Annotated in this window: 11 protein-coding genes and 2 pseudogenes; 11 read left to right on the top strand and 2 right to left on the bottom strand. The window is 38.7% G+C overall.

The window, feature by feature from the left end:
- Positions 1 to 14: 14 nt before the first annotated feature.
- The 3 genes from sucB (at position 15) to NDM98_RS03070 (ending at position 2,242) form a co-directional block, all read left to right on the top strand.
- Entirely contained in the window at positions 15 to 1,271 is a 1,257-nt protein-coding gene (gene sucB / locus NDM98_RS03080) for a dihydrolipoyllysine-residue succinyltransferase (RefSeq protein ID WP_251604519.1), read from the top strand.
- A gap of 67 nt (positions 1,272 to 1,338) precedes the next feature.
- On the top strand, positions 1,339 to 1,539 hold the full coding sequence (locus NDM98_RS03075; protein WP_251604518.1) for a DUF6501 family protein: 201 nt from the start codon (positions 1,339 to 1,341) through the stop codon (positions 1,537 to 1,539).
- Between the two features lie 94 nt (positions 1,540 to 1,633).
- Entirely contained in the window at positions 1,634 to 2,242 is a 609-nt protein-coding gene (locus NDM98_RS03070) for a DedA family protein (RefSeq protein WP_251604517.1), read from the top strand.
- A 49-nt stretch (positions 2,243 to 2,291) separates the two neighbouring features.
- On the opposite strand, the gene NDM98_RS03065 is transcribed toward NDM98_RS03070, so the two are convergent.
- Positions 2,292 to 3,221, bottom strand: coding sequence for an aldo/keto reductase (locus NDM98_RS03065; protein ID WP_251604516.1), 930 nt, complete (start codon positions 3,219 to 3,221; stop codon positions 2,292 to 2,294).
- A 122-nt stretch (positions 3,222 to 3,343) separates the two neighbouring features.
- Here NDM98_RS03065 and NDM98_RS03060 point away from each other — a divergent pair, with 122 nt between their 5' ends.
- From NDM98_RS03060 to NDM98_RS03050, 3 genes and pseudogenes are all read left to right on the top strand, one after another.
- Positions 3,344 to 4,591, top strand: coding sequence for an ABC transporter substrate-binding protein (locus tag NDM98_RS03060; RefSeq protein ID WP_251604515.1), 1,248 nt, complete (start codon positions 3,344 to 3,346; stop codon positions 4,589 to 4,591).
- 58 nt (positions 4,592 to 4,649) lie between these two features.
- Complete coding sequence (locus NDM98_RS03055; RefSeq protein WP_373370388.1) at positions 4,650 to 5,537, top strand: carbohydrate ABC transporter permease; 888 nt, start codon at positions 4,650 to 4,652, stop codon at positions 5,535 to 5,537.
- A gap of 27 nt (positions 5,538 to 5,564) precedes the next feature.
- Positions 5,565 to 6,396 (top strand): annotated as a pseudogene (locus NDM98_RS03050) (carbohydrate ABC transporter permease).
- Positions 6,397 to 6,446: 50 nt separating this feature from the next.
- Here NDM98_RS03050 and NDM98_RS03045 read toward each other — a convergent pair.
- Positions 6,447 to 8,037: pseudogene (locus NDM98_RS03045) on the bottom strand (ABC-F family ATP-binding cassette domain-containing protein).
- Positions 8,038 to 8,281: 244 nt separating this feature from the next.
- On the opposite strand from NDM98_RS03045, the gene NDM98_RS03040 reads away from it, so the two are divergent.
- The 5 genes from NDM98_RS03040 to ytxJ all read left to right on the top strand — a co-directional run bounded on the left by NDM98_RS03040 (position 8,282) and on the right by ytxJ (position 12,887).
- A complete protein-coding gene (locus tag NDM98_RS03040) occupies positions 8,282 to 8,707 on the top strand; it encodes a PQQ-dependent sugar dehydrogenase (protein ID WP_251604510.1) in 426 nt (141 codons plus the stop codon).
- Positions 8,658 to 9,308, top strand: coding sequence for a PQQ-dependent sugar dehydrogenase (locus NDM98_RS03035; RefSeq protein WP_251604509.1), 651 nt, complete (start codon positions 8,658 to 8,660; stop codon positions 9,306 to 9,308). The genes NDM98_RS03040 and NDM98_RS03035 overlap by 50 nt, the downstream gene beginning before the upstream one ends.
- Positions 9,309 to 9,368: 60 nt before the next feature.
- On the top strand, positions 9,369 to 11,486 hold the full coding sequence (gene recQ / locus NDM98_RS03030) for a DNA helicase RecQ (protein WP_251604508.1): 2,118 nt from the start codon (positions 9,369 to 9,371) through the stop codon (positions 11,484 to 11,486).
- Positions 11,487 to 11,622: 136 nt separating this feature from the next.
- Positions 11,623 to 12,471, top strand: coding sequence for a fatty acid kinase binding subunit FakB (fakB, locus tag NDM98_RS03025; RefSeq protein ID WP_251608902.1), 849 nt, complete (start codon positions 11,623 to 11,625; stop codon positions 12,469 to 12,471).
- Between the two features lie 68 nt (positions 12,472 to 12,539).
- Positions 12,540 to 12,887, top strand: coding sequence for a bacillithiol system redox-active protein YtxJ (gene ytxJ / locus NDM98_RS03020; protein WP_251604507.1), 348 nt, complete (start codon positions 12,540 to 12,542; stop codon positions 12,885 to 12,887).
- The last annotated feature ends 322 nt before the right edge of the window (positions 12,888 to 13,209 follow it).

Raw genomic sequence — 13,209 nt, 5'->3', positions numbered from 1 at the left:
GAGGCCATTCCAACATGACTGAAATTAAAGTACCAGAACTAGCTGAATCGATTACCGAAGGAACAATTGCCCAATGGTTAAAAGAAGTGGGCGATCATGTGAACCAAGGAGAATACATTGCAGAACTGGAAACAGATAAGGTCAATATTGAAATCACTTCCGAATTTTCAGGAGTGTTGAAGGAATTAAAGCGTGAGCCAGGTGATACAGTTGAAGTAGGAGAAGTGATTGCTGTCATTGATGAGAGTGCTGATGGATCAAGTGATAGCTCAGCTGACGAAAAACAAGATAAAAAAGAAGAAAAATCTGAAGCGAAATCAGAGCCACAAAAAGAAGAGAAGAAAGAAGAGACTCCTGCAGCTTCATCTTCTGAAGAGCTTACAGAAGATGAGCGTAGGTTAGCTACACCATCTGCCCGTAAACGCGCTAGAGAAAAAGGGGTTTCTCTTAAAGAGATTTCCTCTGGTGGAACGATTCGTAAGCAGGATGTAGATTCTTACTCACCTAAAAAAGACGAACCAAAACAAGAGCAGAAAAAAGAAACAAAAGCACCAGCTCAGGATCCTGGAAAACCTGTAGAGCGTATTAAAATGTCTAGACGTCGTCAAACAATCGCTAAACGTTTGGTTGAATCACAACAAACAGCAGCTATGCTAACAACATTTAATGAAATTGACATGACAAACGTTATGGATCTGCGTAAAAGACGCAAGGACGCTTTCCAAGAAAAAACAGGCGTGAAGCTAGGATTTATGTCTTTCTTTACAAAAGCAGTCATTGGAGCACTTAAACAGTTCCCATTACTGAATGCAGAAATTCAAGGCGACGAAATTTTGTTGAAGAAATACTATGATATCGGAATTGCAGTATCTACAGATGATGGTTTAGTTGTACCAGTTGTTCGTGACGCTGATCGTCTAGGATTTGCAGGAATAGAAAGTGAGATTCGTAATCTTGGATTAAAAGCCCGTGATAACAAGCTTGCCTTATCAGACTTACAAGGCGGAAGCTTCACTATCACAAATGGTGGAGTATTCGGTTCATTATGGTCAACTCCAATTCTTAATGCACCTCAAGTTGGTATCCTAGGTATGCACAAAGTACAATGGAGACCAGTTGCCATTGATGAGAACACATTTGAAAACCGTCCAATGATGTATATTGCCCTTTCATATGACCACAGAATTGTAGACGGCAAAGAAGCGGTTAGCTTCCTAGTAAAAGTGAAAGAAATGCTTGAGGATCCAGAAAACTTGTTGTTAGAAGGATAAGTGTTGTACTCTAAGAGAAGCTGATTTTTCAGCTTCTCTATTTTATGATAAAAGGCAGGTAATGAAAATGATTCATCAGAACTGGGAAACATCCGAAACGATACGTGAGCTTACATGTGTTCACACTGATGCAAAAAAATATATGGTTAATCAAGCTCTAACTGCAGGAAAGACATACCCCCTAAAAAATGAAACAGAAGAGTTTTATTTTGTCATTGATAATACAGGCAAAGTTGGCGGGTATTATAAGGAGTATTTTAAAGGGTAAGTAGATGAGGGAGCGACTACAAAAGTCGTTCTTTTTTTGTTTTGGTTTCAAATCAGGAAATAAGGGTAATCATTTCCTGAGGAGATGAACTGAGATGGATTGGACAATTGCTTTTATAGATGGAGTATCTGAATATGGTTACTGGGCTTTGTTTATATGTTGTGCAATAGGACTGTTCATTTTTCCAGTACCCAACGAAGTCCTTTTAATGACTGGCGGTTGGCTAGTCACAGCCACTTATCTCGAACCAATTCCAGCATTTCTATTAATCTATACGGCAGTTTTATGTCACGGGTCTGTATGGTATGTGTTAGGTACAAAGATAGAGAAATTCTCAGATCAAAGTAAAAAAATTCCGCAAAAGTGGAAGCAGAGGCTTGGTGAAAGTAGTGAAATCGTAAATCGTTACGGTAAAAAAGCGTTATTAGTAAGCTATTTTATTCCTTTTATTCGACATGCCGTTCCACTTGGAGTGGGAGCATCATCGATTTCATATTATAAATTTGCTTCGTATGCATTTACTTCAGCTGCAATATGGGTAACTATATACTTCTCATTAGGTTATTTCTTTGGTCAGTTAATAGGACAGATCCAAACATATATTGAACAATTTAGTTATGTTGTCATCGTAATGCTTCTGCTTATTGGCTTCTACGGAATTCGAAAATGGAAAAAAATATCGCCTGAAAAAGTTATAAATTAATCAAAACCCCTACTAGATTATACTGGTAGGGGTTTGGTCTACGTAAATATTAACGGTTTAAATTAATATAAGCTACTTCATCAACTGTTAGAGAAATTTTTGCTCCTTCACCGCACGAAATTAATTCATCACGATTTTGCGGGCCAATAATAGCTCCGGTTGGAAATTGCTGATTTAATACATAAGCTAATGCAATCTCAATTAAACTGCAACCTTTTTCCTTTGCGAGACCTTCTGCACGATCGTATCGTTCCCAGTTCTCATTGTTATAAAAAACACGGACCAAATCTTCATTCTCGAGGTTATCACGTGTGAAGCGACCAGTGAAAAAGCCTCGTGCTTGTGATGACCATGAAAACAAAGGAAGTTGAGAATGCTCATGCCAATCGATCATATTCTGATCTACACTCACACACCCAGGCCAGTAAGGCTCTTTGGCTTTAGCAAGACTTAAGTTCGGACTCGAGAAAGAGAATCCTTCCATTCCATGTTTTGCTGCATAATTATTCGCTTCTTCTAGTCTTTCTACACTCCAATTTGAAGCTCCAAAAGTCTGAATTCGTTTTGCCTGGACATGTTCGTTTAACCATTCAAGAATATCTTCAACGCGAACAGTTAAGTCATCGCGATGTAGTGCATATAATTGTACATGATCTGATTTTAAGCGTTCTAAGCTTGTTTGTAATTGATCGTACAACTCTTTTTGATTAATTGTATGACCATTTTGATTGGGGTGACCGCCTTTTGTCCAGATATTAATTTTGTCTCGGTTAGAACCTTGCTCGAGCCAATTTCCAATCGCTTTTTCGCTCTGGCCACCAGCATAGATGAATGCGGTATCAATTGTATTACCACCAATTTCTAGGAATGAATCGATTACACCATCTACTTTCTCTTGATTGTCAGGGGAAAAGTAATCGGACCCCATTATAAGTGAACTAATTGACTTTTCAACGTTATTAATCTTAATATGCTTCATGAATAAGCCTCCTACGCAAGTTGTTGTAATCGATTTCATTTTAATATATTATAAGTTGTACGTCCAACCTTTTTACTTAAACCTTAATTGAAAGCGCTATCAAAAACCGAGGGGGTATCAAGATGAAACGGTCTAGCATTCTATTATCTTTAACTGCAGCTGGGTTATTTTTATCTAGTTGTGCTACTTCAACTGGTTCTGATGACGAGTCAACGATTACACTATGGTATTGGCATCGAGCGTTGGATGATCAAATGATTAAAGACGTAGAGAATGAGTTTCCGGGATATAAAATCAATGCACAAAAAGTAGGCGGAGAATATAAGACGAAGCTTCATACAGCTTTAATCGCAGGCAATGGACCTGATATTGTTGCGATGAATGATTGGGCATCTGAGTATCTACAATATGGGGAGAAATTTGTAAATTTAAATGATTATGATATGAGTGATATTAAAGACGACTACCTAGACTGGAAGTGGAATTTGGCTATCGATCCAGTAACAGATACCATGATTGCTCTTCCTATTGATACGGGACCAACCGTTCTTTATTATCGAGCCGATTTGTTTGAAGCTGCTGGTCTTCCATCCGAACCAGAAGAAGTAGCTGAGCAGATTAGCACGTGGGATGAATATATTGAAGCTGGTATTCAGATGAAAGAACAAACTGATGTATATATGTTCGATAATTTACAACGAACGTATTTACAAAATATAGAACAACAAGCAGATAAGTACTTTACGACAGAGGAAGAATATATTGGTGATGGCGGAGCGGTGCGAGATGCATGGGACTCCGCAATGCAGGTTAATGAATTGCATTTGACTCCACGGATTGCTGATGGAGAAAGAAATGCTGCACTTAATAATGGCTCTATTGCTTCTTTTATAGGAGCAGTATGGGAAGCCAACGTCTTGAAGGATGCAGCACCTGATACAGCAGGAGAATGGCGGATCACAGCAGCTCCAGGTGGTGCTGGAAATAATGGGGGATCGTTCTTAGGTGTGCTGGATTCTTCTGAACATAAGGATGTCGCGGTTGAGATTACAAAGGCGCTTGTATCGAAAGAAGCTCAAAAAGATAATTATTTAGGTGTTGAGCTTTTTCCTTCTACCATCGAAACGATTGAATCTGAAGATTTAGCTCAGTCAGATCCCTTCTTTGGAGATCAAGTAGTTATGGATGTGTATGCAGAAGCCGCAAAAAACGTCCCGATTACTTACTACGGTAATTTGTACGGACCAATTAGAACGTTCTTTGAAGATGAATTAACTTTAGTTGAGAGAGGGAACAAAGATCCTGAAGCAGCTTGGAATGATGTCCAAACCAAAATAAGTAGAGAGCTTTCTAGACAATCAAATGAATAGGGGGGAATAGAAGATGAGTAAAACGATTCCAAACACTAAAAATCAATCAGTCGAAATCATGAGTAAGCCATCATTATGGAGTGAAATTTGGAAGAATAAAATACTATATTTATTTATTTCACCATTTTTCATTTTGTTTTTGATATTTGGATTATTTCCGATTTTATTCTCGCTCTATCTTTCCTTTCATAGTTGGTCTGGTCTAGGAGAGATGACCTTCGTTGGGCTTTCTCAATTTCAATATCTTCTGACAGAACCTGTATTTTGGAAATCAGTTGGTAATACATTTGCTATATGGTTTCTCTCTAGTGTTCCCATGTTATTCTTTGCATTAGTAATCGCATTTTTGTTGAATTTACCGAATTTACGAATGCGTGGTAGCTATCGCACGATGTTCTTTATTACAAACGTCACATCCATTGTTGCCGTTGCGATTATCTTCGAGACGATATTCAGTAATCAATACGGATTGCTAAACTATGTTCTTTCTTTGGTAGGAATAAGCTCTCTAGAATGGATGAACTCCTCTTTCTTAATCAAGGTGGTTATTGCGTCAATGGTTGTTTGGAGATTTGTTGGGTATAATGCGATCATCTATCTTGCGGGCTTACAGAGTATACCAAAGTCATTATATGAGGCTGCTGTTATAGATGGAGCAAATAAAATGCAGATATTTTTTCGGATTACAATTCCATTGCTACGACCTATCATCCTGTTCACTGTGATAATGACAACCATTGGTTCTATGCAGATCTTCACTGAACCTGAAGTGCTACTAGGTGTCTCTGGTGGAGTAGGCGGTGCAGGGATGACAATGACCTTGTATATGTATAATGAAGGGTTTATAAATAGTAATTTTGGATATGCTTCTGCTGTTTCTTGGATGATGTTTTTGATTATAGGTATATTTTCTTTGATTAATTGGAAGATTGTACAACGAGCTTAAGGTCTGATAAAAAGGAGGGTTTTTAAAATGACAAATGACAGATGGTATATGAAGCTATTTGTTCACTTCATTCTTTTAGTAGGTGTGTTTATCTCTATCTTTCCATTTTATTGGTTGATAGTTATGGCAACTAACACAACGAGTGAAATTCTCAAATTCCCACCTCGACTTACCTTTGGAGCAGAGCTTTGGACCAATATAACAGATGTATTAACGACCATAAATTTTTTCCAAGCTTTAGGTAACACTGTTTTTGTATCCGTTGTAACCTCTGTTGGTGTATTGTTCTTTTGTTCATTAGCAGGATTTACATTTGCTAAGTTTGAATTCCCGGGAAAAAACTTGTTGTTTATAGCTTTACTCTTAACAATGATGATCCCAGCGCAAATGAGTTTTGTTCCATCCTTTTTACTTATTGCCGAGTTCGGCTTGGGTGGATTCGTATAAGGCGCTAATTATTCCTAGCTTGGCAAGTGCTTTTGGGATCTTCTGGATCAGGCAATTCTGTCAGGAATCTGTTCCTAATGACTTATTGGATGCTGGTCGATTAGACGGGTGCGGTATGTTCCGGTTGTATTGGAATGTTGCCCTGCCAACATTAAGACCGGCACTGACCTTTTTAGGTATTTTTACTTTCATCAATGTCTGGAACGATTACCTCTGGCCATTAGTTGCTATTAATAGCCCTGAGAAGTATACGTTACAGGTCATGCTTGCTCAGCTAAATGGAGTATACGACACAGATTATGCGATGATCATGGCTGGAACCTTGATGGCCACAATACCACTTATCATTCTCTTTATTATCTTCAGTCGTCAGTTTATGGCGGGAGTAGCAGAAGGGGCAGTGAAGGAATAAAAAAGAACAGCAGATCCTATTCAATAGGGTCTGCTGTTCTCATAAATAGATTAAGCTTTATCTTTAAGGTACTCTTCATAAGAAAGCTCTTTATCGATCAAACCGTCATCTGTAAATTCAATAATACGGTTAGAAATGGTACGGATGAACTGTTGGTCATGTGATGCAAAAATCATTGATCCTTTATAGTTAATTAAGCCATTATTGACAGCTGTAATCGACTCAAGGTCCAAGTGGTTGGTTGGTTCATCAAGTAAGAGAACATTGGCACCACTTAGCATCATTTTAGAAAGCATACAACGAACTTTCTCTCCACCTGAAAGCACATTCGCTTTTTTGTGAACTTCCTCACCAGAGAACAACATACGTCCAAGGAAACCGCGAAGGAATGTGTCGCTATCATCCTGAGGAGAGTACTGTCGTAACCAATCAAGGATAGAATCTTGATTGCCTTCAAAGAAGCTAGAGTTATCTTTCGGGAAATATGACTGAGATGTCGTAATTCCCCATTTGTAACTACCAGAATCCGGTTCCATCTCGCCAGTAAGAATCTTAAATAACGTTGTTTTTGCTGTTTCATGTGTACCAACAAGGGCAATCTTATCATCTTTATTCATCGTGAAGCTGACGTTGTTTAATACTTTTACGCCATCAATGGTTTTAGAAAGATTCTCTACACGTAGTAAATCGTTACCGACTTCACGTTCTGGTGTAAAGTGAACATACGGATATTTACGTGAAGATGGTTTAATATCATCTAATTCGATCTTATCAAGCAATTTTTTTCTTGAAGTTGCTTGCTTTGATTTAGAGGCGTTTGCACTAAATCGAGCAACGAAGCCTTGTAATTCCTTGATCTTTTCTTCTTTTTTCTTGTTATTGTCTTGTGCCATTTTTAGAGCAAGCTGACTAGACTCATACCAGAAGTCATAGTTACCTACGTACACTTGGATCTTACTGAAATCAAGATCGGCAATGTGCGTACAGACATTGTTTAAGAAATGACGGTCATGGGATACAACCACTACCGTATTCTCAAAATTAATTAAGAAGTCCTCTAACCACTGAATGGCTTGAAGATCCAAATGGTTGGTAGGCTCATCTAGAAGTAGCACATCAGGTTCACCGAATAGTGCTTGTGCCAGTAATACTTTCACACGCTCAGAACCAGTTAGATCAGCTAGTTTTTTATAATGAATGGAATCATCAATACCTAATCCCTTTAAAAGAACAGCAGCCTCTGATTCAGCTTCCCAACCGTTTAGCTCAGCAAATTCCCCTTCAAGTTCAGCAGCCTTCATGCCATCCTCATCTGAGAATTCCTCTTTCATGTAGATCGCATTTTTCTCTTGCATCACTTGGTACAGGCGTGGGTGACCCATCATTACTGTGTTTAAAACTTCTTCCTCTTCGTATTCAAAGTGGTTCTGCTTTAATACAGCTAGACGTTGTCCTGGTTTTAAGCTGACGTCACCAGATTGTGGTTCTATTTCTCCAGATAAAATCTTCAAGAACGTTGATTTCCCAAGCTCCATTAGCTCCAATTAAGCCGTAGCAGTTTCCTGGTGTAAATTTAATATTTACTTCATCAAACAATTTGCGGTCTCCATACTGTAATCCTACATTATGAACAGTAATCATGTTTACAGCCTCCAATCTATCGTTACAAGCGAAGTTACGCTTATTATGCGAATTGCGCCCATCTTGTCCATTCTACAATCTAAAAAGTCTGATGTAAACGGCAAAAGAGCTTTTAAGTCAAGTGAATTAAAAAGAATTCGGTTTATAACGAACGTTTGAAGGTAATAGGCAGAACAGGAGGGGATCTTTATGAAGAGAATAATGATGTTTGGACTAACGGCTTGGATTGCTCTCAGCTTGCGGAATGGAATCAACTGAAGAAAACAATGGTTCAGTAGATAATGGAGAAAATGGTACAACGAACGGAGAAGAAGTAGAAGGCGAGATCAATATAATTGCAGAATCCTTACAGTCACCGTGGTCCATGCAACGAAATAACAATGAATGGTTAATTACAGAACGGGATGGTGGAATACTAGCCATTGAAGACGGAGAAGTCACGGATCAGACTTTAGAAATGAATGAAACTACTGTGCAACAAGGTGAATCTGGTTTATTAGGGTTTATACTTCATCCTGATTTTGAGAATAACCAACAGGCATTTATCTATCATACTTATGAAACAAGCGAAGGACTTTTAAATCGAGTCATCCAGGTAGTCAGAGAAGGAGATAGTTGGATTGAAGAAGAAGAACTTCTTGCTTGGAATCCCTGGTGCTCCAACACATAATGGGGGAAGGTTAGCAATATTTGAAGATGAATTGTATGTGACAACCGGTGATGCTGAGGAGCCGCAGTCGTCTCAAGACGTTGAAAATTTAGCAGGTAAGATCTTAAAAATGAATCTAGATGGCACATTTGCAGATGATATGCCAATGGAAGATTCGTATGTATGGTCGTATGGACACCGTAACCCACAGGGACTTGCATGGCTAGAAGATGGTACGATGTATAGTTCAGAACATGGTCAAACGGCATTAGATGAAATTAATTTAATTGAACCAGGAGAGAATTACGGTTGGCCGGATTACGAAGGTGATGAAACCTCAGATGATACAGTTGCACCAGTTATTCACTCTGGTGATAATACGTGGGCACCTTCAGGATTAACGGCACATGAGGATGTGCTGTATATGGCAGGCCTTCGAGGAGAGGCGGTCTATCATTTTGATCCTGATTCGGAGCAATTGGAGGCTTTTGTAGAAGACTATGGTCGCATCCGAGATGTATTAGCAGATGATAATAAGCTATATATTTTAACGAATAATACAGATGGCCGTGGAAATCCGGATGACACAGATGATAAACTGTTAGAAGTTGAGTTAGAATAATGTTTGATTTTTGCGAACGTTTGTTCTAATATGAAAATAAAGAAAAGGGGGCTTCTACTTTTGTCATCACCATATACCGAAGAAGGTGCCCGTAGATTGCTTGAGCAAACGTTTGGTTACGATACATTTCGACCAGGGCAGCAAAAAGTTATTAATCAAGTTCTCATAGGGTATGACTCGCTCGCCATTATGCCTACTGGTGGGGGGAAATCGATCTGCTACCAAATTCCAGCTATGATGCTAGAAGGGACAGCCGTGGTTATTTCCCCATTAATTTCTTTGATGAAGGATCAAGTAGATGCTTTAACGGAGGTTGGCATTCACTCAACCTATATTAATAGCACCCTTTCTAATCAAGAGGAGCAAGAGAGACTACATGGGACTCGGAATGGACAATACAAGCTTGTTTATGTGGCTCCAGAGCGATTAGAAAACCCGTTGTTTCAAAGGTTGCTTGCATCCATCGACATTTCAATGGTAGCAATTGATGAAGCACACTGTATGTCACAGTGGGGACATGATTTTAGACCAAGCTATATGAAGATACCGTCGTGGTTAAGTGGTCTTTCTAATCGTCCTGTTGTGTTAGCACTAACAGCAACGGCAACTAAAGAAGTACAAAAGGATTTACAGCAGCATCTATCCATTCATGATGATCAAACGGTTGTGACTGGATTTGCGCGCCCAAATCTACATTTCCAAGTGGTAAAAGGTGTGGATAAGCGAGCTTATGTGTCACGTTATGTTGAGCGACACCAAGGGCAGGCGGGCATTATTTACGTATCAACACGAAAAGAAGCAGAGCAACTATCCACATATTTACAAAAGAAAAACTATAAATCAGGAATCTATCATGGCGGAATGAGTGATATAGAACGAGCATCCAACCAGGAGGATTTTTTATACGACCGTATTGAAATTATGATTGCAACAAATGCATTTGGAATGGGCATTAACAAATCAAACGTTCGTTATGTCTTGCATTATAATCTCCCCAAAAATATAGAAGCTTATTATCAGGAAGCAGGTCGTGCTGGTCGTGATGGAGAGAAGGGCGAATGTATATTGCTGTTTGGTGGACAAGATATCAGGACGCAGCAATTTTTCATTGAGCAGTCAGAAGCGAATGAAGAGTACAAACAGAATGAATTTTTTAAGCTACAAAAAATGATCTCCTATTGCCACACAGAGAGTTGTTTACAGTTGACGATCCTGCGTTATTTTGGAGAAGAATCCAGTGAGTCCTGTGGCCGATGTAGCAATTGTTTGCAAGAAGGAGAAAAACAAGATTATTCAAAGGACGCACAAATGGTGTTTTCGTGTGTTAAACGTACACGGGAACGCTTTGGAAAAATGATGATTGCTCAAATCTTAACAGGTTCAAACAATCAAAAAATTAAGCAATTTGGTCTTGATCAGCTGCCTACATATGGCTTAATGAGTAAACAAACATTAAAATCTGTTCAAGCCTTTATAGATTATTTGGTGGCAGAAGAGTACTTGCAACGAACAAACACGGAATTTCCTACTTTGGAGCTGACAGAATCAGCGATCCGAGTCTTAATGGGACAAGAGCAAGTTATGAGGCGTATGGCACCAGAGGTAGAGGAACCAGAAGAACAGGATGAAGTTTTTTCTAAGCTGCGAGAATTGCGTAAGGAACTTTCTACAGAGGCTGGTGTTCCGCCATATTTGGTATTCTCGGATAAGACACTGAAGGAAATGAGCAAATATATACCTGTAACTGAGGATGAATTCGGAGCGATCAGTGGAGTTGGTGAACAAAAGAAAACGAAATATGGTGCTGCCTTTATTGAAGTACTGGAACAATTTAAGGAGAAGAAACCAGACATTGATATTTCGATAAAACCACCAAGCTCAAAACCTACAACATCAAAAGGAAATCATCTAGAAACAGCCCAACTGTTTTTAAATGGTGCAACGATTCAAGACCTTGCACAAGAGCGTCAATTGTCAGAGCGTACGATTATTAATCATTTGATTCGTGCGGAGTCAGAAGGAACTGAATTAAAATTGGCTGAACTGGTCTCACCTGAAAAACGAGAAACGATCTTAAAAACAGCTGAACGTGTTGGGTCTGAATTTCTCCGACCTATTAAAGAAGAGTTACCAGAAGAGTACTCATATGATGAAATCCGTTTTGTCATCGGAAAATAAATTCATTGTTTTGTCAATTGTTTTACTTTAGTACTAGGTAATGAGATGTTATACTTATTAAAGCCTGAGTGTCAGCCTTGCAGTATGATCTGCCTGATATTCAGGCTTTTGAATGTCTTTTTTAATCCAAGGGAGAATATTGATGATCAAAATTGTAACCGATTCAACGTGCGATTTACCAAAGGAAATCTTGAAAAAGCTAGATATATACGTTGTACCTTTAACGATTCAAGCAAATGGTGAAAGCTATTTAGATGGAGTCGATCTAAGTCCAAAGGAATTTGTTGATCTTTTAGCTATTTCAAACGATCTACCTAAGAGCTCTCAACCGTCTGTCGGTTCTTTTTTAGATGTTTATGATCAAATTGAATCGGACTATCCTGGAGTTGAAATCTTATCCATTCATATGACTGAAAAAATGAGTGGAACCTATCGCTCGGCAGAACTTGCAGCTGAGCAATCAAAGGCTAATGTGATGGTTATTGATTCCGCTTTTATCTCTGGAGCTCTTGCCTTTCAAGTAGAAGAGGCTGCGCAGATGGCGATTGAGGAAAAACCAATGGGGGCTATTCTTACACAATTACAGAATGTACGAGATCAATCTCATTTATATATTATGGTGGACACACTTGAGTACCTTGTTAAAGGTGGACGAATTGGCAAAGGAAAAGCATTACTTGGTTCGTTGCTAAAAGTGAAGCCGCTTGCTTCTCTTGATAATGGCGAATATACACCTATAAAAAATATGCGTACTCATAAACAGGTCATCGATTATCTAACGGAAGGTTTTGCACATGCAACAAAAGGAAAAGTAATTAAAAAAGTAAGTATTAGTCATATTGAAGCCGAGGGATTAGCCAATCGATTACTAGACTCTTTAAAAGCGATTGCAGGAAACTTCCCATATGCGATAAATATTACATCTCCAATCATTAGTACACATACGGGTCCTGGCGCAATTGCTTTAATGTATTATACTGACTGATATCAATTCTTTGATTCTTAGAGCAAAAAGCGATATAGTCACCATACATGAACTAGGAGGCGATTTTAATGACAAACCTACACGAACTAACTACTGAACAAGATTGGAAAAAAGTACAGGAACAAGCATCATCAGATAAACCCGTTTTAGTGTTTAAACACAGCACGTCTTGCCCAATCAGTGCAGATGCTTATAAACAGTTTAATGCATTCATCGAAACGGACCAAGGGCAGGAGCTGACTACTGCTTACGTAAAAGTAATTGAATCACGTCCCGTTTCAAATCAAATTGCTGAGGATTTGGATGTTGTACACAAATCACCGCAAATTTTCTTGCTTCAAAATGGCGAAGTAAAGTGGACAGAATCACACTGGAATATTACTCAAGAAAGCATTGAAAAAGCATTACAATCATAAGAAACCACACAAAAAAGGTAGCTAATCTAGCTACCTTTTTTGTGTGCACTTTTTTTCTTGATTCCCGTGCCATCTTCACATAAATCAAAATCAAACAAACAAAAGCCATTATCGAACAAGCATGCTGCAGCATCCGAAACCAATCCATGGCACCCTCCAATAGTTATGTAGTGTCTGCTATTATTTTTACCATCACGTTTAATTTTATCCTATTTTAGTTCTACTTTTTGTTTCCTTGACGTACCTTGGTAAAAACAATGGGACAAGGGGTAGTTAAAATGAACACAACAAAGGAAGAAAAGTGGCTGACACTTGCAGGGTT

Origin of the sequence: Alkalicoccobacillus plakortidis, assembly GCF_023703085.1 — a bacterium.
In the GTDB taxonomy this organism is placed as follows: Bacteria; Bacillota; Bacilli; order Bacillales; family Bacillaceae_D; genus Alkalicoccobacillus; species Alkalicoccobacillus plakortidis.
The sequence above is the reverse complement of the archived record's forward strand: the minus strand, read 5'-3'. Positions and strand labels throughout refer to the sequence as shown.